The organism is Agromyces capsici (assembly GCF_058349965.1).
On sequence record NZ_JBYRET010000002.1, the window covers coordinates 754,457 to 779,922 of the forward strand.

Annotated in this window: 22 protein-coding genes and 1 tRNA gene; 13 read left to right on the forward strand and 10 right to left on the reverse strand. The window is 72.9% G+C overall.

The features are described from left to right. Positions 1 to 5 precede the first annotated feature (5 nt). Positions 6 to 1,286 carry a D-alanyl-D-alanine carboxypeptidase family protein gene (locus AC3RKB_RS17290; protein ID WP_491437507.1) on the forward strand — a complete coding sequence of 427 codons (1,281 nt, stop codon included), beginning with the start codon at positions 6 to 8 and terminating at the stop codon, positions 1,284 to 1,286. Between the two features lie 43 nt (positions 1,287 to 1,329). Here the strand turns inward: AC3RKB_RS17290 and AC3RKB_RS17295 are convergent, their stop codons facing one another. Both AC3RKB_RS17295 and AC3RKB_RS17300 read right to left on the reverse strand, forming a co-directional pair. Further along, entirely contained in the window at positions 1,330 to 1,890 is a 561-nt protein-coding gene (locus AC3RKB_RS17295) for a dihydrofolate reductase family protein (protein ID WP_491437508.1), read from the reverse strand. After that, the gene (locus tag AC3RKB_RS17300; protein WP_491437510.1) at positions 1,887 to 2,705 is read right to left on the reverse strand and encodes an SGNH/GDSL hydrolase family protein; all 819 of its coding nucleotides are present in this window, start codon (positions 2,703 to 2,705) and stop codon (positions 1,887 to 1,889) included. The genes AC3RKB_RS17295 and AC3RKB_RS17300 overlap by 4 nt, the downstream gene beginning before the upstream one ends. 64 nt (positions 2,706 to 2,769) lie before the next feature. Here AC3RKB_RS17300 and AC3RKB_RS17305 point away from each other — a divergent pair, with 64 nt between their 5' ends. Beyond that, positions 2,770 to 4,608 carry a DEAD/DEAH box helicase gene (locus AC3RKB_RS17305; protein ID WP_491437511.1) on the forward strand — a complete coding sequence of 613 codons (1,839 nt, stop codon included), beginning with the start codon at positions 2,770 to 2,772 and terminating at the stop codon, positions 4,606 to 4,608. A 64-nt stretch (positions 4,609 to 4,672) separates the two neighbouring features. On the opposite strand, the gene AC3RKB_RS17310 is transcribed toward AC3RKB_RS17305, so the two are convergent. Beyond that, a complete protein-coding gene (locus AC3RKB_RS17310) occupies positions 4,673 to 5,908 on the reverse strand; it encodes a trans-sulfuration enzyme family protein (RefSeq protein ID WP_491437512.1) in 1,236 nt (411 codons plus the stop codon). Between the two features lie 110 nt (positions 5,909 to 6,018). On the opposite strand from AC3RKB_RS17310, the gene AC3RKB_RS17315 reads away from it, so the two are divergent. Both AC3RKB_RS17315 and AC3RKB_RS17320 read left to right on the forward strand, forming a co-directional pair. After that, positions 6,019 to 6,495, forward strand: coding sequence for an Lrp/AsnC family transcriptional regulator (locus tag AC3RKB_RS17315; protein WP_491437514.1), 477 nt, complete (start codon positions 6,019 to 6,021; stop codon positions 6,493 to 6,495). Positions 6,496 to 6,693: 198 nt separating this feature from the next. Further along, positions 6,694 to 7,788 carry a VIT1/CCC1 transporter family protein gene (locus AC3RKB_RS17320; protein WP_491437515.1) on the forward strand — a complete coding sequence of 365 codons (1,095 nt, stop codon included), beginning with the start codon at positions 6,694 to 6,696 and terminating at the stop codon, positions 7,786 to 7,788. Positions 7,789 to 7,791: 3 nt separating this feature from the next. On the opposite strand, the gene AC3RKB_RS17325 is transcribed toward AC3RKB_RS17320, so the two are convergent. The 6 genes from AC3RKB_RS17325 to AC3RKB_RS17350 form a co-directional block, all read right to left on the reverse strand. Beyond that, entirely contained in the window at positions 7,792 to 8,664 is an 873-nt protein-coding gene (locus AC3RKB_RS17325) for a DUF3097 domain-containing protein (protein ID WP_491437516.1), read from the reverse strand. 57 nt (positions 8,665 to 8,721) lie between these two features. Then, positions 8,722 to 9,930 (reverse strand): MFS transporter, encoded by a 1,209-nt coding sequence (locus tag AC3RKB_RS17330; protein ID WP_491437518.1) that lies wholly within the window; start codon positions 9,928 to 9,930, stop codon positions 8,722 to 8,724. 51 nt (positions 9,931 to 9,981) lie between these two features. Then, on the reverse strand, positions 9,982 to 13,437 hold the full coding sequence (locus tag AC3RKB_RS17335; RefSeq protein WP_491437519.1) for an error-prone DNA polymerase: 3,456 nt from the start codon (positions 13,435 to 13,437) through the stop codon (positions 9,982 to 9,984). Further along, positions 13,437 to 14,993: a DNA polymerase Y family protein gene (locus tag AC3RKB_RS17340; RefSeq protein ID WP_491437521.1), complete on the reverse strand. Its 1,557-nt coding sequence runs from the start codon at positions 14,991 to 14,993 to the stop codon at positions 13,437 to 13,439. Before AC3RKB_RS17340 ends, AC3RKB_RS17335 begins: the two co-directional genes overlap by 1 nt. After that, on the reverse strand, positions 14,990 to 15,775 hold the full coding sequence (imuA', locus tag AC3RKB_RS17345; protein WP_491437522.1) for a DnaE2-dependent mutagenesis accessory factor ImuA': 786 nt from the start codon (positions 15,773 to 15,775) through the stop codon (positions 14,990 to 14,992). The genes AC3RKB_RS17340 and imuA' overlap by 4 nt, the downstream gene beginning before the upstream one ends. Before the next feature lie 285 nt (positions 15,776 to 16,060). Then, positions 16,061 to 16,144, reverse strand: a tRNA-Leu gene (locus AC3RKB_RS17350). A 93-nt stretch (positions 16,145 to 16,237) separates the two neighbouring features. Between AC3RKB_RS17350 and AC3RKB_RS17355 the strand changes: the two genes are divergently transcribed. Continuing rightward, positions 16,238 to 17,593: a M20/M25/M40 family metallo-hydrolase gene (locus AC3RKB_RS17355; protein WP_491437523.1), complete on the forward strand. Its 1,356-nt coding sequence runs from the start codon at positions 16,238 to 16,240 to the stop codon at positions 17,591 to 17,593. Positions 17,594 to 17,672: 79 nt separating this feature from the next. After that, positions 17,673 to 18,494 (forward strand): undecaprenyl-diphosphate phosphatase, encoded by an 822-nt coding sequence (locus tag AC3RKB_RS17360; protein WP_491437525.1) that lies wholly within the window; start codon positions 17,673 to 17,675, stop codon positions 18,492 to 18,494. Between the two features lie 52 nt (positions 18,495 to 18,546). Here AC3RKB_RS17360 and AC3RKB_RS17365 read toward each other — a convergent pair whose 3' ends face one another. Beyond that, positions 18,547 to 19,455, reverse strand: a complete 909-nt coding sequence (locus AC3RKB_RS17365; protein WP_491437526.1) for a PAC2 family protein — start codon at positions 19,453 to 19,455, stop codon at positions 18,547 to 18,549. A gap of 77 nt (positions 19,456 to 19,532) precedes the next feature. On the opposite strand from AC3RKB_RS17365, the gene AC3RKB_RS17370 reads away from it, so the two are divergent. The 7 genes from AC3RKB_RS17370 to tatC all read left to right on the forward strand — a co-directional run bounded on the left by AC3RKB_RS17370 (position 19,533) and on the right by tatC (position 25,454). Next, the gene (locus AC3RKB_RS17370) at positions 19,533 to 20,207 is read left to right on the forward strand and encodes an HAD family hydrolase (RefSeq protein WP_491437527.1); all 675 of its coding nucleotides are present in this window, start codon (positions 19,533 to 19,535) and stop codon (positions 20,205 to 20,207) included. Beyond that, a complete protein-coding gene (locus AC3RKB_RS17375) occupies positions 20,204 to 21,220 on the forward strand; it encodes a tRNA (adenine-N1)-methyltransferase (protein ID WP_491437528.1) in 1,017 nt (338 codons plus the stop codon). The genes AC3RKB_RS17370 and AC3RKB_RS17375 overlap by 4 nt, the downstream gene beginning before the upstream one ends. Before the next feature lie 41 nt (positions 21,221 to 21,261). Then, entirely contained in the window at positions 21,262 to 22,209 is a 948-nt protein-coding gene (locus AC3RKB_RS17380; RefSeq protein ID WP_491437529.1) for an FKBP-type peptidyl-prolyl cis-trans isomerase, read from the forward strand. A gap of 49 nt (positions 22,210 to 22,258) precedes the next feature. Then, positions 22,259 to 23,278 carry a helix-turn-helix transcriptional regulator gene (locus AC3RKB_RS17385; protein WP_491437530.1) on the forward strand — a complete coding sequence of 340 codons (1,020 nt, stop codon included), beginning with the start codon at positions 22,259 to 22,261 and terminating at the stop codon, positions 23,276 to 23,278. Then, positions 23,275 to 24,294, forward strand: coding sequence for a helix-turn-helix transcriptional regulator (locus AC3RKB_RS17390; protein ID WP_491437531.1), 1,020 nt, complete (start codon positions 23,275 to 23,277; stop codon positions 24,292 to 24,294). The genes AC3RKB_RS17385 and AC3RKB_RS17390 overlap by 4 nt, the downstream gene beginning before the upstream one ends. Positions 24,295 to 24,357: 63 nt before the next feature. Further along, positions 24,358 to 24,639 carry a twin-arginine translocase TatA/TatE family subunit gene (tatA, locus tag AC3RKB_RS17395; RefSeq protein WP_491437533.1) on the forward strand — a complete coding sequence of 94 codons (282 nt, stop codon included), beginning with the start codon at positions 24,358 to 24,360 and terminating at the stop codon, positions 24,637 to 24,639. A 50-nt stretch (positions 24,640 to 24,689) separates the two neighbouring features. After that, positions 24,690 to 25,454, forward strand: a complete 765-nt coding sequence (tatC, locus tag AC3RKB_RS17400) for a twin-arginine translocase subunit TatC (RefSeq protein ID WP_491437880.1) — start codon at positions 24,690 to 24,692, stop codon at positions 25,452 to 25,454. The last annotated feature ends 12 nt before the right edge of the window (positions 25,455 to 25,466 follow it).

Genomic DNA, 25,466 nt, shown 5'->3' on the forward strand with positions numbered 1-25,466 from the left:
ACGCGATGACTCGAACGCTCGACCCGGCACCGCCCGCGCCCGCCGCCGCGCCGCCCCGACCCTCCGCCCGCGTCTACCGCCGGCGGCGGATCGTCGTGTTCGGCACGCTCGGCATGCTGCTCGCGGGCCTCGTGGGCGGCGGCGCGTACGCGACGACGACGCTGAACGCGCCGGTCCCGGTGGCCGCGCCATCCGTCGTCGACCCCGCCCCGATCGTCGCGCCGACGCAGGTCGTCGACCAGCCCGACTTCGGTGCCTGGGCCGTCGGCGCCGTCGGCCACGACGGTGCGCTCGCCACCGGCAACGAGACCACCGCCATGCCGATCGCGAGCATCGCGAAGGTCGTCACCGCGCTCGTCCTGCTCGAGGAGCAGCCGATCCCGGCGGGCGAGGGTGGCCCCGACATCGGGTACACCGCGGCCGACGTCGCGATCTACTGGGACATGATCGCCCAGAACGGCTCGGTCGCCCCCGTCGCCGAGGGCGCGACGCTGAGCCTGCGTGAGAGCCTCGAGGCGATGATGCTGCCCTCGGGCAACAACTACGCGAACTCGCTCGCGATCTGGGGGTTCGGTTCGATCGACGCCTACGTCGCGCGCGCGAACGCCTGGGCCGCCGAGCAGGGCCTCGGCTCGCTGCGCATCGCCGACCCGAGCGGCCTGTCGCTCGAGAACGTCGCGACCGCTTCCGACCTCGTCCGGCTCGGCGAGCTCGCCCTGCAGGACCCCACGCTCGCCGAGATCGTCGCGACCCAGCAGGTCGACATCCCCGAGCTCGGGGTGCTGCAGAACTCGAACAAGCTGCTCGGCACGCACGGCGTCGACGGCATCAAGACCGGTACGACGGATGACGCGGCGAACCTGCTGTTCTCCACCGACGTCGCGGTCGGCTCGTCGTCGGTCACGGTCGTCGGCGTGGTGCTCGGCGGTGCGAACCACCCGGCGGTGCGGCAGGCGATCGCCGAGATGATCGACACGATCGCGCCCGGCTTCCACGAGGTCGTCGCGATCGAGGCCGGCACCGAGGTCGCGTCGTACACGACGCCCTGGGGCGACACCGCGACGGCGCGCACTGCCGAGGGCGCGACGGTCGTCGTGTGGTCCGATACGCCGGTCGATGTCACCGTCGACGCCGACCCGATCACGCTCGCAGCGGATGGCGCGGCCGTCGGCACCGCGGTCGTCACCGCGGGCACGCAGCGCGTCGAGGTTCCGCTCGTGCTCGATGGCACGATCGACGACCCGGGCATGTGGTGGCGCCTCACGAACCCGGGCGGGCTCGACTAGGGCCGAGCCATTCGTTCCCGGCCATGACGAACGGCGATGGGCCCTACGCTCGTGGGCGGTAGCGCAGGGCGACCGCTCCCGATCGGAACTCGTGGCGATCCACGAGCTCGAGCTGGATGCGCTCACGCAGCCCGGCGAGCAACGTCGGCCCGTGCCCGGCGAGGACCGGCTGCACCACGAACACGTACTCGTCGATCAGTCCGAGATCTGCCAACGCTCGGGGGAGCATCACGCCACCCACGGACAGGCCCTCGCCCGGTTCGTGCTTGAGCCGCCGAACCGCGAGCTCCAGGTCGCCTCGCACCAGCTCGGCATTCCAATCGACCGCCCCAAGCGTGCTCGACACGACGTACTTCTTCGTCCGGTCGATGGCCTCCGCGAACGGGATCTCCCACTCCCGCATCCAGTCGGGCCACGTGCCCGTGGCCGGCCGCCGCCAGGCCGACTCCATCATCTCGTAGGTCGTCCGGCCGAAGAGCACGGCGTCGGCACGTTCCATCTCGTCGGTCCAGTAGCGCATCGACTCCTCATCCGGAGCGACTCCTGCCTCGTGATGGACGCAGCCGTCGAGCGTGACGTTGATCGCGTACCGAAGTGGCTTCATCTCGTCGCCCCCTCGGCGCCGTCGGCATCCTCGACACGAGCGGCGTAGGGACCGGCATCCGGCCGCTTGGCGGTGATGAGGTCGCCGGACGACTGGTGACGGATGCGGCGGACGACCCACGGCACGAGGTACTCGCGCGCCCACGAGAGGTCCTGCGTGCGAGCCTGGCGCCACGAGTGCTGCGGCAGCGGCTCGGGCTTCATGGGCTCGAGGTCGTTCTCGACGTTGAGGGCGCGCAGCACCATCCGCGCCACCTCGTGGTGGCCGAGCGCGTTCAGGTGCAGGCGGTCGCGGTCCCACATGCGCTGGTCCTGGATCTCGGCGAGCGCCCACTGGTCGGCGACGATGCAGTCGTGCTTCTGCGCGATCGCGCGGAGATTCTCGTTGTAGATCGCGACCTTGCCGCGGATCCCGCGGAACACGGGGGAGAAGCCGACGTCGACGCCAGTGAAGAGCACGATCGTCGCCCGGTCGCGCGAGAGCCGCTCGATGGCGTACTCGAATCGCGCCGAGATCTCGTCGGGGTCGGTGCGGGGGCGGATGACGTCGTTGCCGCCCGCGGAGATCGTGATCAGGTCGGGGCGCAGCTCGAGCGCCGGTTCGATCTGCTCGTCGATGATCTGCTGGATGAGCCGGCCGCGGATGGCGAGGTTGGCGTACGCGAAGTCGTCGACGCCCTGCGAGAGCACCTCGGCGACGCGGTCGGCCCAGCCGCGGTTGCCATCGGGCACTCCTGGCTCGGGGTCGCCGATGCCCTCGGTGAACGAGTCGCCGATCGCGACATATCTCGACCACGGATGCTGTTGGGTGACCATCCCTCCATTCTGCACAGCCTGTCGAGTGGCCGTGTGTCAGTCGGCTCGGGTAGCCTCCCATCCAGTGAGCACCGCGACCCCATCCGGCCAGCACCTGCCGGGCACCTCGGCCGCCGAGCACCTCTCACCCTCGTTCCCGGCCCGCGCACCGTGGGGCACCGCGTCGAAGCTGCGCGCCTGGCAGGCCGAGGCACTCGACCGCTACTTCGAGACCGAGCCGCGCGACTTCCTCGCCGCCGCGACGCCGGGCGCCGGCAAGACGACGTTCGCGCTCCGGCTCGCCGCCGAGCTCCGCGCGCGCCGCACGATCGACCGCATCACCGTGGTCGCACCGACCGACCACTTGAAGCGGCAGTGGGCCGATGCCGCCGCGCGCGTCGGCATCCGGCTCGACCCCGGGTTCCGCAACGCGCACGGTCGCAGCGCGCGTCACTACCACGGCGTCGCCGTGACGTACGCGCAGGTGGCCGTGCGGCCCGCGCTGCATCGCGAGCTGACGCTCTCGGGTCGCACGCTGGTGATCCTCGACGAGGTGCACCACGGCGGCGACGCGCTCTCGTGGGGCGACGCCATCCGCGAGGCCTTCGAGCCCGCCACGCGGCGCCTGTCGCTGACGGGCACGCCGTTCCGCAGCGACACCGCGCCGATCCCGTTCGTGCACTACGAGCCCGACGCGCAGGGCATCCGCGTGTCGAGCACCGACTACGACTACGGCTACGGCCGCGCCCTCGCCGACGGCGTCGTGCGCCCCGTGATCTTCATGGTCTACGCGGGCAGCATGCGCTGGCGCACGAAGGCCGGCGACGAGATGGAGGCGCGCCTCGGCGAGGACGCGACCAAGGACATCCACTCGGCCGCGTGGCGCACCGCGCTCGAGCCGACGGGGGAGTGGATCCCGTCGGTGCTGCAGGCCGCCGACCGGCGCCTCACCGAGGTTCGGCACGCGATCCCGGATGCCGGGGGGCTCGTCATCGCGACCGACCAGTCCGTCGCACGGGCCTACGCCGAGATCCTCGAGGGCATCTGCGGCGAGAAGGTCACGGTCGTGCTCTCCGACGAGAAGGAGGCCTCGGCGCGCATCGAGGAGTTCTCGAACGGCACGAGCCGGTGGATGGTCGCGGTCCGCATGGTGTCCGAGGGTGTCGACGTGCCGCGGCTCGCCGTCGGCGTGTACGCGACGAGCTCGTCGACCCCGCTGTTCTTCGCCCAGGCGATCGGGCGCTTCGTGCGCGCCCGGCGCCGCGGCGAGACCGCGTCGGTGTTCCTGCCGAACGTGCCCGTGCTCATGGCGCTCGCCTCCGAGCTCGAACGGCAGCGCGACCACGCGCTCGACCGGCGCTCCGGCGACGGCGACGACGACCCGGGCCTCGAGGACGGCCTGCTCGAGTCGGCCAACCGCGAAGACAAGGCATCCGACGAGCTCGAGGCCGAGTTCACGTGGCAGGCGCTCGGTTCCGACGCGAACTTCGACCGGGTCGTCTACGACGGCACCGAGTTCGGCACGTTCGCCGAGCCCGGCAGCGACGAGGAGCTCGACTTCATCGGCATCCCCGGCATCCTCGAACCCGAGCAGGTCTCCGAGCTGCTGCGGCACCGGCAGGCGCGACAGGCCCGCCGGGCGTCCGATCGGCGCAAGCACGCGGCCGCCTCCGAGGGCGGCGGCGACGGCGACGCCGCGGGAGCCGGCGCCGCCGAGCCCGTCGCGCTCTACCGCACGCTCAAGGAGCAGCGGACCCTGCTCAACAGCCTCGTCGGGCTGTACGCGCGGCAGAACGGGCAGGCGCACTCGATGGTGCACGCCGAGCTCCGGCGCGCGTGCGGCGGCCCCGAGGTCGCGCAGGCGACCGTGACCCAGCTGCAGTCGCGCATCGAGATGCTCCGTCGTCGGCTCTCCGGGCGCTGAGGCCGACCCGGGGCGTCGGGGTATCGGGGCGACGCCGCAACGTCGCCCCGATACCGGATGCGGGTCAGCTCGCGGCGTCGACCGAGGCCGCGAACTCCGGCGAGCGCTCGAGGTCGCCGGGATCGGCGGCCGCGTCGAGCGCAGCCATGAGGTCGGCCGTGAGGTCGTCGACGTGCTCGAGCCCGATGGAGAGCCGTACGACGCCGCCGTCGGGCTTCGCGTGCGCCGCGACGGGCCGGTGGGTGAGCGACGCCGGGTGCTGCACGAGCGAGTCGACGCCGCCGAGCGACACGGCGTGCGTCACGAGGCGGCACGCCTCGGTGAACCGGCACGCGGCGTCGTAGCCGCCAACCAACTCGATCGCGATGATCGATCCCGGGCCGGCGAGCTGGCGGCCGATCAGGCCCTGCGGGTCCTGCCCGGGCAGGCCCGGGTAGCGCACTCGTGCGACGGCGGGGTGCGCCTGCAGCCGATCTGCGAGCTCGACGGCCGTCTGCTGCTGCGCGCGGACGCGCACGGGGAGCGTGCGGATCCCGCGGTGCAGCAGGTACGCGCCCATCGGGTGCAGCAGACCGCCGGTGAGGGCCCGCACGCGCCGGAGGCGCTCGACCCATTCGGTCGGGCCGGCGACGATGCCGCCCATCGCGTCGCCGTGTCCGCCGAGGTATTTCGTGGCGCTGTGCAGCACGAGCGTCGCGCCGTGCTCGATGGGGCGCTGCAGCACCGGCGTCGCGAACGTGTTGTCGACGAGGAGCGGCACGCGCCCCGCGGCGTCCGCCACCCGGCGCAGGTCGACCAGCTCGAGCGTCGGGTTCGCGGGGGTCTCGACGATCACGAGGCCGGTGTCGGGGCGGATGGCGCCGGCGATGCCGTCGACGTCGGTCCAGGTCACCTCGGTGCCGAGCAGGCCGCTCTCCAGCACGTGGTCGGTGCCGCCGTAGAGCGGCCGGACGGCCACGATGTGGGGCGTGCCGGCCGACCCCGCCGCGATGAGCGTGGCGGCGAGCGCCGCCATCCCGCTGCCGAAGGCGACCGCGCCCTCGGCGCCCTCGAGGTCGGCCAGCGCGGTCTCGAAGCGCGCGACGCCGGGATGCCACAGTCGCTGGTAGACCGCCGAACGGCCTTCGGTCAGGCAGCCGCCCGTCGCGAGCTCCTCGTACGACAGTCCGCCGTTCTCGACGTCGCCGAGCGGGTTGGTCGTGGAAAGATCGATCGTGGGAACGTGCGAGCCCTGCTCGCGCACCCCCTCCATCCCAGCGTGGACGGCACGGGTCTCGAGGTTCGACGTCGGTGTCAGCATGGGGTCAATGAAGCAGAATCTGTGACCAGACTCAAGTCGGCCTGCAGGCTCTTGCGATTCTGTATCTGAGGGCGCAGAATCTTCACAGAACTAGGGGAAGGAAGCGAGCGATGGTGCAGAAACCGGAACTCGATCGCGTCGACCGGGCGCTGCTCGCCGCCCTCTCGAAGAACGCCCGTGCATCTGGCGCCGCGCTCGCGGCCGAGGTCGGCGTCGCCGAGTCGACCGTGTCGCTGCGGCTCCGCCGGTTGCAGAGCCTCGGCACCGTCCGCGGGTACCGTGTCGACGTCGACCTCGCCTCGCTCGGCGTCTCGCTCCAGGCGCTCATCGCCATCCGGCTCGTCAAGCACGACCGCAGCGAGATCGACGCATTCCGCAACGCCGTGCCGCACCTGCCCGGCGTCCTCGGCGTGTTCCACATGGCCGGCGCCGAGGACTACCTGCTGCACGTGGCCGCGCGCGACGCGGTCGAACTGCGCGAGTTCGTGCTCGCGCACCTCACCGGCCACCCCGCGGTCGCCCACACCGAGACGAACCTGATCTTCGAGTACGCCGACGGCGACGGCTGGCAGAAGCTCGTCGGCTGAGCCGGGAGCCGTCCCGGCGGGGCCGCTTCGGGCGGGCCGGTTCGGTGCTCCGAAATGCTGCCAATCCAGTCGCTCGGCGGGTGGCCGCGCTCTCGGTGCCGCTAGCCTTTCGGAGGCCCCACGGGGGCCGAACGCGACGAGGCGGGACGCCCGAACCGACGCGATAGCGACGTGCGGCCCGCGACCCGATGGAGCACCATGACCGCCGAGCAGCCCCTGGGCACCCCAGCCGACCGCGCCCGATGGAAGCGCTACCTCGCCGCCGAACGCGCCGAGGCCGCCGTCTACCGCGAACTCGCCGCCCGGCGCGAGGGCGAGGAACGCGCCATCCTGCTCGCCCTCGCGGCCGCCGAGGGCCGCCACGAGGCGCACTGGCTCGCGCTCCTCGACGGCGACGACACCGGCATCCCGCGCGCCGACCTCCGAACCCGGGTGCTCGCGGGACTCGCCCGCGCGTTCGGTTCGATCTTCGTGCTCGCGCTCGCGCAGCGCGCCGAGGCCCGATCGCCCTACTCCACCGACCCGCACGCGACCGCGGCGATGGCGGCCGACGAGCGCATCCACGGCGAGGTGGTGCGTGGGCTCGCCGCACGCGGACGCCGCCGGCTCGCGGGCACGTTCCGGGCCGCTGTATTCGGCGCGAACGACGGCCTGGTCTCCAACCTCGCGCTCGTCCTCGGCATCGGGGCGACGGGCGTGCCCGCCCCGGTCGTGCTGTTCACCGGCATCGCGGGCCTGCTCGCCGGTGCGCTGTCGATGGGCGCGGGGGAGTACGTGTCGGTCCGGTCGCAGCGGGAGCTGCTCGAGGCATCCGCCCCCGACCCGACCGCGCGCGAGGCGCTCGGCGACCTCGACATCGACGCAAACGAGCTCGCCCTGGTCTACCGCGCCCGCGGCATGGCCGAGGACGATGCGATCGACCAGGCCGCGCTCGTGATCGCGCGCGTGCAGGCCGCCGAGCGACTGCAGGCGCCGACCGACGCGATCGGCACCGTCGAGCACGACGACGAGGCCGTCGGCACGGGCATGAGCGCCGCGATCTCGAGCTTCCTGTTCTTCGCGTCGGGCGCGCTCATCCCGGTCCTGCCGTACCTGTTCGGGATGTCGGGACTCGCCGCCGTCGTCACCGCGACGGTGCTCGTCGGCATCGCGCTCCTGCTGACGGGCGCCACGGTCGGCCTGCTCTCGGGCGCGTCGCCGCTCAGGCGCGCACTGCGCCAGCTCGCGATCGGCCTCGGCGCGGCTGCCGTGACCTACCTGCTCGGCCTGGCCTTCGGCACGACGCTCGCGTAGCGCTCAGGCCTCGGCGGGGGTCGTCACGAAGTCGATGAGCTCCTCGACCCGGCCGAGCAGGGCCGGTTCGAGGTCGCCGTAGCCTCGCACCTGGCCGAGGATCCGCTGCCACGCGCGGGCGATGTCGGCCTGCTCGGCGTGCGGCCAGCCGAACGCGGCGCAGATGCCGTGCTTCCACGAGGTGCCGCGCGGGATCGTCGGCCACGCGTCACGGCCGAGCCGGGCCGGCTTCACGGCCTGCCAGATGTCGATGTACGGATGACCGACCACGAGCACGTGCCCGCGGTGGCGACCCCGCATGACCGCGTCGGCGATCCGCTGCTCCTTCGAACCGGCCACCAAGTGGTCGACGAGCACGCCGACGCGTCGCCCCGGCCCGGGGCGGAACTCGTCGAGCACGTCGCCCAGCACGTCGACGCCTTCGAGGTACTCGACCACGACGCCCTCGACCCGCAGGTCGGCGCCCCAGATCTTCTCCACGAGTTCGGCGTCGTGCCGGCCCTCGACGAAGATCCGGCTCGGGAGGGCGACCTTCGCCGGGCCCGATTCCGCCGCGAAGGAGCCGGAGGCGGTCCGGAGCCGGCCCTGCGGCGCCGCGGCCTTCGGCGCGACGAGCCGGACCGGTTGGCCGTCGACCAGGAAGCCGAGGCCGAGCGGGAACATCCGCGTGCGGCCGTGGCGGTCCTCGAGCGTCACGGTCTGCTTCTCGACGGCGACGACGGCGCCGCAGTATCCGTCGGTGGCGAGTTCGACGACCAGGTCACGCGTCGCGGGCACCTCGGGGATGCTGCGGCGCCCGGCGGCGCGCCAGTCGCCGGCGAGCACGTCCTCGCCGTAGCGGTCGGATCCGAATCGGTCGTCGGTGGCGGAAGGCACCGGACGAGGCTAACGGAGTTCGGCTCGTCGACAGCGGCGACACGGTCCGTTCGCCGCTCACGCGAGACGACTCCGCGCGCGACGCGCCAAGCCGCCGGTCCACACCGCTCCGGCGCCCGCGATCAGGGCGGCGACGCCGAACGCCCAGGGGATGCCGAGCGGCGTCGCGACCAGCCCCAGCAGGATCGGGCCGATGCCGAGCCCGAGATCGATCGCCGCACTCCCGGTGCCCGACGCGATGCCGCGCTCCGATGGCGACGCCGTCGCGAAGATCGCCGAGAAGAAGGCCGGCGTGCTGAACGCGACGCCGATGGCCATGATGACCGTCGCTACCACGAAACCGGTGGGCTGCTGCCACACGGCGGCGATCGCGGCGCCGGAACCGATCGCGATGAGCGCCGCGGCGCCCAGGACGAGCGACGGCACGCGATCGGGTACGCGCGCGAAGGCGAGTCGACAGATCACGACCGTGCCGCCGTAGACGAGGAGCACCACGCTCGGGTTCGCGAGACCGATGCGGGTCGCGTGGAGCGACGCGAAGGCCAGGAGACCGCCCATCGCGATGAGCGAGGTGAGGAATCCGAGCGAGACCGGGATCGCCGGGCGGTGGATGATGCGCAGCGGTTCGTTCGCGGCCGGCACCGCGGTGCGCGTCTCGCCGACCACGAGCACGACGACCGCAGCGATCGCCGCGATGGCCGCGGCGCCGAGCCAGGCGACCTGGTAGCCGCCCACGCCGACGAGCAGTTCGCCGAGCGGCGGACCGAGCGCGAGTCCGAGGTAGAGGCCCAGCGAGTTGTACGAGAGGGCCTCGCCCATCCGCTCGGGCGGGGCGATGTCGGCCAGCGCCGCGAAGCTCGCGACGAAGAACGCGGCCTCGCCGACTCCGGCGAGCAGGCGCAGGGCGACCACGACGACCAGCGAGTCGGCGATCGCGGTGAGGCCCAGGGCACCGGCGGCCAGCAGGGCGCCGCCGACCAGGAGGGGTCGACGACCGAACTGGTCGGCCAGTCGCCCGGCGATGGGCCGGAGGACGAGGGCAGAGACCGCGAACGCGCCGAAGGCGATGCCGGCCGCGGCCTCGTTTCCGCCGATCGGCCCGACCACGTACAACGGCAGCGCGAAGATGGCGATGCCGTCGGCGGTGAAGTAGGCGAGGTCGGCGACCGCGAGGGCGACGAACGCCGTCGTGATGAGCGGTGCACGCGTCGACGGGGCCAGGGAGTCGCCTCCGTCACGCCGCCGAGGCGGGGTGGGCGCGGCCATGCTCCAGCGTACCGCCGCGCCCTGATCGTGGCGGGGCTTCGGTGACCGCGTTCAACGGAAGTCGCGCGACCGGTTCGTGGTCGACACGGTGAGCGGCTCGAACCGGTCGGCGACGAGGTTGACGACGCCCTCGCGCGAGCGCTCGAGGATTCCGCGCACGATCATCGCCGGCGCCTCGCGCGCGATGCGGCGATACCGCGTCCAGACGCCGACGCTCGCGATCACGTTGAGCGTGCCCGATTCGTCCTCCAGGTTCATGAAGGTGATGCCGCTCGCGGTCGCCGGGCGCTGCCGGTGCGTGACCACGCCGCCGACCTCGATCCGCCGGCCCGACTCGGCCTCGCCGAGCCGGTCGATGCGTACGACGCCGCGGGTGTCGAGGCGCTCGCGCACGTGCCGGATCGGATGGTCGTCGGGCGAGATGCCCGTGGCCCACAGGTCGTACACGACCTGCTCGGCGTCGTTGAGCATCGGCAGCAGGGGCGGCTGGACGACGACGACCGCGCCCGGCAGGTAGTCGGCGCGATCCTGCGCGGCCTCGCCGGCGAGCCACAGCGCCTGACGGGGCGCGAGGTCGAAGCACTCGAACGCGCCGGCCGCGGCGAGCGCCTCGAGCTGCGTCGCGTCGAGGTCGGCCCGTCGCGACAGGTCGGCCATGTCGCGGTACGGCCCGTGCTGCTCGCGCTCGGTCACGATGCGCTCGGCGACCTTCTCGCCGATCGAGGTGACATCGGCGAGCCCCAGCCGTACGGCGAACGCGCCGTCGCGGCGGTGCTCGGCCGACCGGTCGGGCGCGTCGCGGTCGAACGGGCCGACCGGCGGCTGGGCCGCGTCGGCGCACGTCGGCATGCCGGTGGGGCGACGGATGCCGCGCGCCCCCGCCGCGGCATCCGTCGCCGTCTCATCGGGGCCCGCCACGCCGAGCGCCTCGAGCCCGGCGTGCACGCCCGACCGTGCGAGGTCGGGCCGCAGCAGCTCGACGCCGTGCCGGCGCGCGTCGGCCGTGAGCGTGTGCGGCGAGTAGAAGCCCATGGGCTGCGCGCGCAGCAGCGCCGCGAGGAACGCCGCGGGATAGTGCAGCTTCAGCCACGAGCTCGCGTAGACGAGCAGGCCGAAGCTGATGGCGTGGCTCTCGGCGAAGCCGAAGTTGGCGAACGCCTCGATCTTCTCGTAGATGGAGTCGGCGACGTCGGGCTCGATGCCGTTCTTCGCCATGCCGTCGTAGAGCTTCGCGCGCAGCCGTTCGATCTTCTCCACGCCGCGCTTGGAGCCCATGGCCCGGCGCAGCAGGTCGGCGTCGGCCGCGTCGCAGTCGCCGACCGCGACGGCCATCTGCATGAGCTGCTCCTGGAACAGCGGCACCCCGAGCGTGCGGCGCAGCACGGGCTCGAGCTTCGGGTGCAGGTAACTGACCTGCTCCTCGCCGGTGCGGCGGCGGATGTACGGGTGCACCGCGCCGCCCTGCACCGGCCCGGGCCGGATGAGCGCGATCTCGACGACGAGGTCGTAGAAGCAGCGCGGCTTCAGGCGGGGGAGGGTGCCCATCTGCGCGCGCGACTCCACCTGGAACACGCCGATCGAGTCGGCGCGGCACAGCATGTCGTAGACCGCGGGCTCCTCCTTCGGGAGGGTCGCGAGTTCCCACTCCTCGCCGGTGTGCTCGCGCACGAGGTCGAACGTGTACTGCAGCGCGGCGAGCATGCCGAGGCCGAGCAGGTCGAACTTCACGAGGCCCATCCACGCGCAGTCGTCCTTGTCCCACTGCAGCACGGTGCGGTTCTCCATGCGCGCATGCTCGATCGGGCACACCTCGCCGACGGGCCGGTCGGTGAGCACCATGCCGCCCGAGTGGATGCCGAGGTGCCGGGGGAAGGTCAGCAGCTGCTCGGCGAGCTCGACGACGGCGTCGGGGATGTCGTGGTCGTCGGTCTCGACCACGGCGCCCCAGCGCTCGACCTGCCGCGACCAGGCATCCTGCTGCCCGGTGGAGTACCCGAGCGCCTTCGCCATGTCGCGCACGGCGCCCTTCGGGCGGTAGCTGATGACGTTCGCGACCTGTGCGGCGTTGTGCCGGCCGTACTTGCCGTAGACGTACTGGATGATCTCCTCGCGGCGGTCGGAGTCGAAGTCGACGTCGATGTCGGGCTCCTCGTCGCGCAGCGACGACAGGAACCGCTCGAACGGCAGCTCGTAGAAGATCGAGTCGACCCCGGTGATGTCGAGCACGTAGCAGACCGCCGAGTTCGCCGCCGACCCGCGACCCTGGCACAGGATGCCGCGGCGGCGCGCCTCCTGCACGAGGTCGTGCACGATCAGGAAGTAGCCCGGGAAGTCCTTCTGCTCGATCACGTCGAGCTCCTTCGCGAGCCGCTCGCGCACGTGATCGGGCACGCCGGGATACCGCCGATCGGCACCGCGCCACACCAGCTCGCGCAGCCACGACATCGGAGTGTGTCCCTCCGGCACCTCCTGCCGGGGCAGCTTGGGGCGCGCGCTGCGCAGCCGGAACGACAGGTCGCGCGCGAGCGTCACCGAGTGGGCGACCGCACCGGGGTAGCGGTCGAAGCGCGCGAGCATCTCGGAGCCCGAGCGCAGGTGCAGTCCGTCGGTGGCCGGCAGCCATCCGTCGAGTTCGTCGAGGCTGCGCCGGGCCCGCACCGCGGCGAGCGCCGACGCGAGCCGGTGTTCGCCGGGGGTCGCGTAGTGCACGGCGTTCGTCGCGAGCACGGGCAGGTGCGCGCGGGTCGCGAGCTCGGCGAGCGCGTCGTTGCGGACCTGGTCGAGCGGATCGCCGTGGTCGGTGAGCTCGACGACCACGTGGTCGCGCCCGAACAGCGCGACGAGCCGGTCGAGCTCGCGCCACGCGCCATCGGCCCCGCCCTCGCCCGCGAGCGCGCGCCGCACCACGCCCTTGCGGCACCCCGTCGAGACCACCCAGTGGCCGTCGGCGCGCGCGGCGAGCTCATCGAGCGAGTACGTCGGCCGACCCTTCTCGCCGCCCGCGAGCTGGCCCGCGGTGATCGCCGACGCGAGTCGGTGGTATCCCTCCTCGCGCGCGGCGAGCACGAGCAGGTGGTCGCCCTCGGGGTCGGCCGCGCCCATCTGCGGCTCGGTGAGCCCGAACGACAGCTCGGCGCCGAACACGGTGTCGAGCTCGGGGTACGACTCGGCGGCCTCGGCGAACCGCACGACGCCGTAGAAGCCGTCGTGGTCGGTGATCGCGATGCCCGTGAGGCCGAGCCGGTGCGCCTCTTCCACCAGCCGCTCGGGCCCCGACGCGCCGTCGAGGAAGCTGAACGTCGAGTGCGCGTGCAGCTCGGCGTACGGCACGACCGGGCCGGCGGGCCGCTCGTCGGCGGCATCGGACGGGCGGTACGGATGCCGCTTCCGGCTCCATCCCGGGCTGTCGCCGCCGTCGGCCAGCACCTTCGACCCGCCCGGCCGCTGCCGGTCGGAGAGCCGCCGTTCGAGCTCGGACCACGGGATCTCGGGGTTGTTCCAGCCCATCAGTCGTACCTCGCCTCGGCCCACCAGCCGTCGGCGTCGCGCACGAGCAGCCACGCGCACCCGTCGTGGTCGACGACCTGGAACCGGTGCACGCGGCGGGCGCGCTCGGCATCCCACCAGCGCTCGACCACGGGCCAGGGACCCGCCCACGCGCGCACGGGCGCGGGCGCCCCTCGCTCGGCTCCGACCGCGAACGAGACGGGCGCCGCCGAGATCGCCCCGCGCGCGTCGACCGACACGGCCGCCCCGCCCGCGTCGACGAGTGCGACCGGCAGCCGCTCGCGGAACACGCTCGCGGGCGCGAGCGCGGGCAGGCTGCCGGGCCACGGCGCATCGGCCGTGCCGCGCTCGGGCGCGCGGTCGCCCCACGGCACGAGCACCTGCCGGTCGGCGAGCATGCGGCCGCCGCCGATGGCCGCCGTCACGATGCCCTCGTGCCCGAGCATGCTCTGCACCCGGGTCAGCCCGTGGTGCACGCGCTCGTCGGGCCCGCCGCCCCACAGCCCCTCCTCGTGGTTGCCGGTCGAGTCGACGCGCTCGGGCACGACGCGCAGGCGCACGACGGGGGAGTCGAGCCCCGCATCGGCCGTGCCCGCGCCCTGCAGCTGCCAGCGCACCCGGTCGACCACGTCGGCCGGCGTGAACCAGTGCGGGTGCAGCCAGCTGCGACTCGAGTGCCCGCCGCGCTCGTCGTCGAGCTCGACGCGGATGCCGGTGCACACGAGCCGCACGGCCCGCATGCGCTCGATGAACTGCTCGGCCCGCACCCGGAACGCGAACGCGAGCTGGTCGATGCGGTCGAGCGGCGGCTCGAAGTGCTGCTCGACCTCGAAGTCGGGCGGGGGAGTGCGCGGCGCCACGCGCGACTGCTCGCGCCCCGCGGCGCGGTCGTGCGCGAACGCGCCCGCCGCGCCGAAGCGCCGCCGCACGTCGTCGTCGGGCAGCGCCGCGAACTCGCCGAGCGTGCGCACGCCGAGCCGGTGCAGCAGCGTCGTGGTGCGCGCGTCGACCACGAGCGACACGGGCAGCGGCGCGAGGAACGCGGCCGCCCCGCTGACCGGCACCACGTGCACCGGGTCGGCCTGTCGCGCGGCCGCCCGCGCCGACTGCTCGGCCGCGAACGGACCGTCGGCGACACCCACCCGCGCCCCGGCGACCCCGAGGCCCGCGGCCGCCTCGAGCAGCGCCCGCGCCGCGGCATCCTCACCGCCGTAGTAGCGCGCCGGACCACGCGCGCGCATCGCGAGCGTGCCCGGCCGCAGCACCTGCACACCCGGCACGATCGCCTCGATGCCGCGCACGACCGGCTCGAACGCACGGTGGTCGAGCGCCGCGTCGTACTCGAGCACCGTGAGCGCCGTCGAACGGTACTGCGCCTCGCGGAGCCGGAGTCCGCGCGTCACGCCGTCGCGCCGGGCGGCGGCCGAGCACGAGTGCACGAGCCCCGTCTCGGTGAGCGCCACCGCCAGGGCGGGGTCGATGCCGTGCTCGCGACACGCCGCGAGCACGGGCCAGTCGGGACACCACAGCACGATGGTGCGCACCGCCGCGCTCACGACGCCCTCGCCGCGAAGTCGGGCCGGTGCACGATGCCGTCGACGGCGCCGACGAGGGGGGCGGCGGATGTCGCGCCGCGAGCGGCCGCATCGGCACCGCCCTCGTCGACCGCTGCGAACCCGAGGTCGCCCGCGGGCAGCCGCAGCAGGCGCCGGCTGCCCCGGCCCACCTCGCCGCGCCCCGTGACCCGGACGACGACCTCGCGCTCGGCGAGGTGCCCGTGCCCGTGCTCGAGGCCGCTCCAGTCGCTGCGCTCGAGCTCGAGTCTCGCGTCGCTCCCCGGCCAGTCGCCGTCGACGAGCAGCAGCGCGCCCCGCTGCCGGAGCCGGGCGGCGAACCGCGCGGCCTCGGCGGGCGCGAGCCGGCCGGCCGGCCGCACCGCGACCACCGGGATCACGTCGGCGAGCGCCGCCGCGACCGTGAGCCACTGCCGCCCCGGATCGGGCACGAGCACCAGCCGCTCGAGGTCGATGCCGAACCGCGCGGCCGCCTCGACGCCGAACTCGGGGATGCCGGCGACCGCCACCCAGCGCCCGCTCTGCGACGGACCCGTGAGTGCGGCCATGAGCAGCGTGATCGAGCCCTCGACCTGGACGACCGCGCCCTCGCGCAGCGCCCCACCGGGCAGCACCGAGGCGAGCGCCGGGTGCGTGGGCACCGCCCGCGAGTCGAGCCGCGTCGCCTGCATGCCGCGGATGCGCGCCTGCAGCTCTTCGACCCGCTCGACCCGCACGCCCGCCGCCGCGGGGGCGACCCGGCCGGTGGGGAGGGGAGCGGTCATCGTCACCACTCAATATTCGAACACATGTTCGAATACGGCAAGTCGCGGGTGCCACGCGTCCATGCCCCCGACCGGGGGTCGCGCCATCCGCCCACCCGTTCGATGCGGTTCGGAATTCAGGACTGCGGCGCGTGCGGACGGCATTCCGCGGAGCGAAACGCCGCGCCCACCGAGGAGCCGCGGCCGGCTGCTCCTGAATTCAGCACATGGCGGCAGCATGCGGCACCACTGCGCGGGTTAACGCGAGAAGGCCGGATCCGAAGATCCGGCCTTCTCGACAACGCGTGCGCGAGGGGGGACTTGAACCCCCACGCCCGTTAGGGCACTAGCACCTCAAGCTAGCGCGTCTGCCATTTCCGCCACCCGCGCGTTGCCGTGACCCCTGATCGCTCAGCGGGCCGTAGAAGACATTAGCACGGTTTCCCGGGGCCATTGACCACGCCCCGACGCTACGGTGGAGCGATGGCCGAGACGACCCCGACCGACGCCCCGACGCCCGCTGCGGCGCCCGCCGAGCCGCCCGCCGCCGCCCTCGACGAGACCGCCGTCATCGCGCGCGACCTCATCCGGTTCGACACCACCAACCACGGCGAGGGCCGCTCCAACGGCGAACGCGAGGCCGCCGAGTACGTCGAGGCGCGCCTGCGCGCGATGGGTCTCGACCCGGTGCTGCACGAGTCCGCGCCCCGTCGGGCGAACGTCGTCGCGCGCATCCCCGGCACGAACCCCGACAAGCCCGCGCTGGTCCTGCACGGCCACCTCGACGTGGTCCCGGCCGACCCGCGCAACTGGAGCGTCGACCCGTTCGCCGGCGAGATCCGCGACGGCATGCTCTGGGGTCGCGGTGCGGTGGACATGAAGGACATGGACGCCATGATCCTCACCGCCGTCGGCGACATCCTGGCCGAGGGCCGACTGCCCGAGCGCGAGCTCATCGTCGCGTTCTTCGCCGACGAGGAGGCGGGCGGCCTCTACGGCGCGAGCTGGATGGTCGACGAGCACCCCGAGCTCTTCGCGGGCGCGACCGAGGCGATCAGCGAGGTCGGCGGCTACTCGATCACGGTCGGCGGGAAGCGCGCCTACCTGCTGCAGACGGGCGAGAAGTCGCTCGTGTGGGTCCGCCTGGTCGCGCACGGCACCGCCGCGCACGGGTCGCGGCTCGTGCGCGACAACGCCGTCACGAAGCTCGCCGAGGCGATCGCGCGCATCGGCCGCCGCGAGTGGCCGGTGCGGCTCACCGGCACGACGCGCGAGCTGCTCGCCGCGATCGCCGACACGCTCGGCGTCGACCCCGAGCAGGTGGCGCCAGACGAGCTCGCGCTGGCGACCGGCTCCGCCTCGGGCTTCATCACGGCGACGCTCCGCACGACGTCGAACCCCACGCTGCTCGACGCCGGCTACAAGCACAACGTGATCCCCGACCGTGCGGAGGCGCTCGTCGACATCCGCACCCTGCCGGGCGAGGAGGACGCGGTGCTCGCCGAGATCCGCGAGCTCATCGGTCCCGACATCGAGATCCAGACCGTGCACCGTGACGTCGGCCTCGAGTCGCCGACCCGCGGGCCGCTCGTCGATGCGATGACCACCGCGCTGAACGCCCACGACCCCGAGGCGCGCGTCTTCCCGTACCTGCTGAGCGGGGGCACCGACAACAAGTCGCTCTCGCGGCTCGGCATCTCGGGCTACGGGTTCGCGCCACTGCGGCTTCCCGAGGGTATCGACTTCCCGGCGATGTTCCATGGCGTGGACGAGCGCGTGCCGCTCGACGCACTAGTCTTCGGTAGGCGGGTCCTGCGCGACCTGCTCCTCGCGTACTGAGGTACGCCGTCCACCCCCAGCCCGACCACGACGGTCCGTTGCCCTTCGCCGCGCCGGAGGGCGGGAAGGCGATGCGCCGTTGCTCGAAGCCATCATCCTCGGCCTCGTCCAGGGACTGACCGAGTTCCTGCCGATCTCCTCGAGCGCGCACCTGCGCATCCTCGGCGAGTTCCTGCCCAACGCGGCCGACCCGGGTGCGGCGTTCACCGCGATCACCCAGCTCGGCACCGAGACGGCGGTCGTGGTCTTCTTCTGGCGCGACATCGTGCGCATCATCTCGCACTGGTTCCAGGCCGTCCGCGGAAAGATCCCGCACAGTGACCCCGACGCGCGCATGGGCTGGCTGATCATCATCGGCTCGATCCCCATCGTGGTGCTGGGCCTGCTCTTCCAGGACCAGATCGAGACCACCTTCCGCTCGCTCTACATCGTGGCGACGATGCTCATCGTCTTCGGCATCGTGCTCGGCCTCGCCGACTGGGCGGGCGCCAAGCGCCGCAAGCTCGACGATCTGACCTACCCGCACGGCCTGTACTTCGGCCTCGCCCAGTCGCTCGCGCTCATCCCGGGTGTCTCGCGCTCCGGCGGCACCATCACGATGGGCCTCCTGCTCGGCTACGAGCGCGCGGCGGCGGCGCGGTACGCGTTCCTGCTCGCGATCCCGGCCGTGTTCGGCTCGGGGTTCTACCAGCTGTTCAAGAGCATGGGCGAGCCCGCGGTCTACGGGCCGCTCGAGACGGCGGTCGCGACCGCCGTCGCCTTCGCCGTCGCCATCCTGATCATCGCCGTCTTCATGAAGTGGATCTCGCGGCACAGCTTCCTGCCGTTCGTGATCTACCGCATCGTGCTCGGCGTCACGCTCTTCATCCTGCTCGGCGCGGGCGTCCTCGAGCCGTACTGATCCCGTTCGGTGGGCCGCAGGGCGGCCTGCGGCCTCAGGGTGAGCGGATGGCTCAGCCGACGTCGCGCGGACGCCACGGCCCGCCGCCGGGCTGATCGCCCCGCCGGCGCAGGTACCGCTCGAACTCCTGCGCGATGGCCTCGCCCGACGCCTGGGGCGCGTCGACCGCGTCGCGCGCCTGCTCGAGCTGCTGGATGTAGCCCGCCATCTCCTCGTCGTCGGCCGCGAGCGCGTCGACGCTGGCCTCCCACGCCTGCGCCTCGTCTTCCAGCGAACCGCGGGGGATGCTGAGGCCCGTGAGCTCCTCGACCTTGCCGAGGAGCGCGAGCACGGCCTTCGGCGACGGCGCGTTGTGCACGTAGTGCGGCACCGAGGCCCAGAGCGACACGGTCGGGATCCCGACGCGCTCGGCCTGGTCGGCGATGACGCTGAGGATGCCGACCGGCCCCTCGTAGGTCGACCGCTCGACCCCGAGCGCCGCGCGCACCTCGGGGTTCTCGCTGGAGGCGAAGACCGCGAGCGGCCGGGTGTGGGGCGCGTCGGCGAGCATGGCTCCGAGCAGGACGATGCCCTCGATGTCGGCCGAGAGCGCGGCGTCGATGAGCTCGGCCGCGAACCCCTTCCAGGTGCGTGCGGGCTCGGCGCCGAGCAGCACGTGCAGGGTGTCGGCGCCGGGGCCCGTGACGATCTCGTCGTCGTCGGCGGGCGGTTCGCCGCTCGGGCCGAGTATGGCGGCACCCGGCCAGGTGAGTCGTCGGATGCCGTCGTCGTCGGCCTGGATGGTGGGGCGCGTGAACTGGTAGTCGAAGTACAGCTCGGGGTCGACCGCCGCGATCTCGACCAGTCCCAGTCGCTCGGCCAGCAGCCTGGCTGCACCGGTCGCCGACTCGCCCGCGTCGTTCCAGCCTTCGAACGCCACGATGAGGAGTCGCCCGCCCTCGAACCCGGTCGGATGCTGCACTCGGTTCGCCCCGCTTCCCGAACCCGGGACCTCCGGGCTCACCTCCACAATAGGGCGTGCCGATAGAATCGCCCGTTGTGACCAAGCGCCTCCCCGCCGCAGTCCTCTGGGACATGGACGGCACCCTCGTCGACACCGAGCCGTACTGGATGCGGGCCGAGATCGAGCTCATCCGCGAGTTCGGCGGCACGTGGACCGAACAGGACGCGCTGCAGGTCGTCGGCGCCGGGCTGTGGGATGCGGCCGCGGTGTTCCAGCGTGCCGGCGTCGACCTGCCCGCCGACGAGATCGTGCAGCGACTCACCGAGCGCGTGCGCGAGCAGCTCGCGCAGCACGGCGTGCCGTGGCAGCCCGGCGCGAAGGCGCTGTTGAAGTCGGTCCGCGATGCCGGGATCCCGACCGCGCTCGTGACGATGTCGATCCGCTCGATGGCCCAGGACATCGTCGGCGCCATCCCGTTCGCCGCGTTCGACGAGCTCGTCACGGGCGACGAGGTGGCCGCCCCGAAGCCGCACCCCGAGCCGTACCTCGCCGCGGCGGGCCGCCTCGGCGTCGACATCGCCGACTGCGTCGCGATCGAGGACTCGCCGACCGGGCTGGCCGCCGCGATGTCCGCGGGCGCCGTCTCGATCGGCGTGCCGCACATGCTCCCGCTCGACGACGCGCCGTCGCACGTGGTGTGGCCGACGCTCGACGGGCGTTCGCTCGAGGATCTCGTCGAGGTCGCGGCATCCGTCTGGGAACGCGCATGAGCCGCGGCGAGGCGAGCGGGCCGTTCCGCATCGGCGACCGCGTGCAGCTCACGGGCCCCAAGGGCCGCCTGCACACGATCACGCTCGAGCCGGGCAAGGTCTTCCACTCGCACAAGGGCTTCATCGCGCACGACGACCTGATCGGCCTGCCCGACGGCTCGGTCGTCGCGAACGCGGTCGGCGTCGAGTACCTCGCGCTGCGGCCGCTGCTCAGCGACTTCGTCATGTCGATGCCGCGGGGTGCGGCGATCGTCTACCCGAAGGATGCGGCGCAGATCCTCGCGCAGGCCGACGTGTTCCCCGGCGCGACCGTCGTCGAGGCCGGCGTCGGCTCGGGGGCGTTGTCGCTCTGGCTGCTCCGCGCGATCGGCCCGCAGGGTCGCCTGCTGTCGTTCGAGCGTCGCGAGGAGTTCGCGGACGTCGCACGCGGCAACGTCGCCACCTTCCACGGCGAGGACCCCGCGAACTGGTCGATCACGCTCGGCGACCTGGCCGAGGCGCTGCCGCAGCAGGCCGAGGCGGCCTCCGTCGACCGCGTCGTGCTCGACATGCTCGCGCCGTGGGAGTGCATCGACGCCGTCTCGACCGCCCTGAAGCCCGGCGGCGTGCTGCTCTGCTACGTCGCGACCGTCACGCAGCTCTCGCGGGTCGCCGAGGCGATCCGCGCGACGGGCGAGTACACCGAGCCGCAGGCGAACGAGACGATGGTCCGCGGATGGCACGTGCAGGGCCTCGCCGTCCGGCCCGACCACCGCATGATCGCGCACACCGGGTTCCTCCTGACCGCACGTCGGCTCGCGCCCGACACGGTCCTGCCCGAGTTGAAGCGCCGCCCGTCGAAGACGGAGTTCAGCGACGAGGACGTCGAGGCCTGGACGCCCGGCGCCCTCGGCGAGCGCAACGTCAGCGACAAGGTGCTGCGCAAGCGCGCGAGGGCGGCGGATGCCGCGGCGCGCCGTTCGCGCGGCGACGACGACGCCGAACCGACCATCCCGCCCGCCGACGCCGACTAGGCTGTCTGCCGCCCGTGCTCCACTCGACGAAACGAGGATCCGTGCGCCTCCCGCTCGCACTCATGGCCACCGCGACCGCCCTCGCGGTCACCCTGACCGGCTGCACCGCCCCGGCACCCGAGCCCGAGGCGACCGCCGGCGCGTCGTCCGACCTGATCGAGGTGACCGGCGAGTTCGGCGAGGCGCCGCGAGTGGACTTCCCGACGCCGCTCACGCCCGAGTCCACGCAGTGCACCGAGGTGGTCGAGGGCGACGGCGAGCGTCTCGTCGCGGGCCAGCAGGCGCTCGTGGGCCTCGCGGTGTACAACGGGGCCACGGGCGAGGAGATCCAGGCGCCGCAGGGCTTCGGCGACGAGGAGGCGCTGCCCGTCCTGCTCGGCGAGAGCACGCTTCCGGGCCTGCGCAAGGGCCTCTCGTGCGCGAGCGAGGGCTCGCGCGTGGTCGTCGTCGTGCCGCCGGCGGATGCGTTCGGCGAGGAGGGCAACGCCTCGTTCGGCATCGGCGCCGAAGACAGCCTCGTCGTGGTCTTCGACGTGAAGGAGGCCTTCCTCCCGCGTGCGAACGGCGCCCCGCAGCTGACCCGCGACGGCTTCCCCGCGGTCGTGACCGCACCCGACGGCCGGCCCGGCATCACCGTGCCCGACGAGGAGCCGTTCACGACCACCGAGGTCGAGGTCCTCAAGCGCGGCCACGGCGAGGAGGTCGAGTCGGGCGACCGCGTCGTGGTGCACTACACGGGCGTCCTCTGGGACGACAACAGCGTCTTCGACTCCAGCTGGGAGCAGGGCGGTCCCGCCTCGTTCGTCGTGAGCGACGGCGCCGACTCGGAGGTCATCCCCGGCTTCGCGGAGGCCGTCATCGGCCAGCCCGTGGGCTCGCAGGTCGGCGTGGTCGTCGCGCCCGAGGACGGCTACGGCGAGGCCGGCAGCGGCAGCATCCCGGCCGGCGCCACGCTGTTCTTCGTGATCGACATCCTCGGCGTGGTGTGACGGCTCGCGGCCGCCGTGCCGCCGCGGGCGCTTCAGTATGATCGCTGACGTGGCGTCATCCAAGCGCTCGGGGGAGCCGAGGATCCCGGTCGAGGACCGGCTGTTCAGCCTCGTCCTCGCGCTGCTCGCGACCGAGACCGGACTGCTGAAGTCCGAGATCCTCTCGACGGTCCGAGGGTACGCCGAGCGCTACGATCCGCGCGGCGGGAACGCGAACCTCGAACGGCAGTTCGAGCGCGACAAGGACGACATCCGCGACCTCGGCATCCCGCTCGAGACGGTCGAGTCGCCCGACCGGCCCGGCGACAACCAGGCGCTGCGCTACCGCATCCCGAAGGGCCAGTACGACCTGCCCGTCGACGTGCGCTTCACGCCCGACGAGCTGGCCCTGCTCGGCCTGGCCGCCGAGGTGTGGCGCGAGGCGTCGCTGTCGTCCGATTCGCAGCGGGCGCTCACCAAGCTGCGATCGCTCGGCATCGAGCCGCGCGAGCCCGTGATCGGGTACGCGCCGCGACTGCGGGTGCGGGATGCCGCGTTCGAGCCGATCCGGCAGGCGCTCGACAAGCGCCAGCGCGTGCGCTTCCGCTACCTCAAGCCCGGCGAGCGCGACCCGCGGCTGCGGACGGTCGAACCGTACGCGGTCGTGCTGCACGAGGGGCGCTGGCACCTGCACGGCCGCGACGTCGACGCCGCGGCCGGGCGGACCTTCCTGCTCTCCCGGATCGTGGGCGACGTGCAGACGATGCCGGGCGCACCGTTCGACCCGCCGCCCGCCGACATCCAGGATCGCGTGCTCGCCGACCTGCAGGAGCTCCGGCTGGCCAACGCCGCCGATCTCGCGGTCCGGGCGGGCTCCGATGCCGAGGTGCGGCTGGGCAAGCGCGCGGTCGAGGCCGACGAGGATGCCGGCGTCATCCGCCTGCACTACACCGACGCGGCGATCTTCGCCGACGAGCTCGCCTCGTACGGTCCCGAGGTCCGCGTGCTCGCACCGGCGTCGCTGCGCGACGCGGTGTGCGAGCGGCTCGAGGCGGTCGTGTCGGCCCACCGCGGAGGAGGAGCGGCATGAGCGGACCGTCCGCGCGGCGGCCCGCCGGCCTGCGCGCGCCAGACAAGCTGGTCTTCCTGCTCTCGCTCGTTCCCTACCTGCTCGAGCAGCGCGTCGTCGACGTCCGCGATGCCGCCGCGCACTTCGGCGTCGGCGAGCAGGAGATCCGGGACGCGGTCATGCTCATCGCGACGTCGGGCCTGCCCGGCGCAACCGGCACGTACCAGCCCAACGACCTCTTCGACATCGACTGGGACTCCTTCGAGGACGACGACGTCATCGTCATCGTGCACCATGTCGCGATCGACGACGCACCCCGGCTCTCCGCGCGCGAGGCCGCCGCGCTCATCGCGGGACTGCAGTACCTCTCCGCGCTGCCCGAGAACGCCGGGAGCGCGTCGCTCGCGGCGCTGACCCGGAAGCTGCGCGCCGGCGCGTCGGCCGCGCCCAGCCGGCTCGCGGTGGCCGAGGAGTCGGCCGACGAGTCCCTCGCGACGGTGCGCCGCGCCGTGGCATCCGGCCACCGCCTCGAGTTCGACTACCTGAACGCGCGCGGCGAGCGCCGCCGCCGGCGCGTCGACCCGCTGCGGATCGCCTCGCTCGGCGCGGACTGGTACCTGCAGGCGTACGACCACCTGCGCGAGGACGTCCGCAACTTCCGAGTCGACCGCATGAGCGACCTCGAGGTCACCGAGGAGCCGATCGGCGACCACACGGGCCGCGCCATCCCCGAGACGCTCTTCCAGGCCTCGCCCGACGACCTCGAGGTCGTCGTCGACGTCGCGCCGGCCACGCTGCCGCTGCTCGCCGACTACCTCGCCGACGCGACCACCACCGAGGTCGACGATCGCCTCCGCGTGACGCTCCGGCTCGCGCACGTGCACGGCCTCAAGCGACTCGTCGCAGGGCTGCCGGGACTCGTCACCGTCGTCGCGCCCGCAGAGGCGCGCGCGGCCGTCGCCGAGTGGGCGGAGGCGGGTCTCGCGGGGTACGGGGAGGCTCCGCCGGCCCCCGGTGACGGCGTGATCGAAGCGTGAGAACCGCACCCTCCGCGAGCAGGTAGACTGGCCGCACCATCCCGCCAGAATGGACGAGCACCTATGTTTGGAAACGCCTTCACCGGTTGGCACGCGCTGATCATCCTCCTGGTGATCCTGCTGCTGTTCGGTGCGCCGAAGCTTCCCGCGCTCGCGCGGAGCCTGGGCCAGTCGATGAAGATCCTGAAGACCGAGGTCCGTTCCGACGGCGACGCCGAGACGGCCGACGGCACGGCGGCCAACGCCGAAGCGGCTCCGGCTCCGTCCGCGACGGCGACCCCGGCGTCGACGACTCCCGGCCAGGTCGAGCAGCCGAAGCGCGCGGACTCCGGCCCGAGCGCCTGAGTCGCATGACCGCGGTGAAGGATCGCGGGGAGAAGAACCGCGAGAAGCGGATGTCGCTCGGCGCGCATCTCGTCGAGCTGCGCAAGCGCCTGTTCCGGTCCGCGATCGCCATCGTCGTGGGCATGGCCCTCGGCTGGTGGCTCACTGACGCCTTCGTGTGGCAGGCGATCCAGGAGCCGGTCAACCTCGTGGTCGAGGCGCAGCAGGGCACCGACGCGGCGTCGACCGGCATCATCTTCCCGACGATCTCGAGTGCGTTCGACCTGCGACTGCAGATCGCGTTCACGCTGGGCATCGTGATCTCGGCGCCGGTGTGGCTCTACCAGGTGTTCGCGTTCCTCGTGCCCGGGCTGAACACGCGCGAGCGCAAGTACACGTTCGCGTTCTTCGCGACCGCCATCCCGCTCTTCTTCGCCGGGTGCGCGGCCGGATGGTTCGTGCTGCCGAACATCGTCAAGCTCATGACGAGCTTCGTGCCCGAGGGCGCCGAGACGCTGCTGACGGCCAAGGAGTACATCGACTTCGTGCTCAAGCTCGTCGTGGCGATCGGCATCGCGTTCGTCGTCCCGGTGTTCATCGTCCTGCTGAACTTCGCCGGCGTCATCAGCGCGTCCTCGATCATCAAGTCGTGGCGCATCGCGATCCTCGTGATCGTGCTGTTCACGGCCTTCGCGACGCCGTCGGCCGACGTGGTCTCGATGTTCATGCTGGCGATCCCGATGATCGGCCTGTACTTCGCCGCATACGGCATCGCGTACCTGCACGACCGGCGCGTGGCCAAGCGCAATGAACTGGAGTTCGGCGCGGCTGTCTAGGCTGGAGGGGTG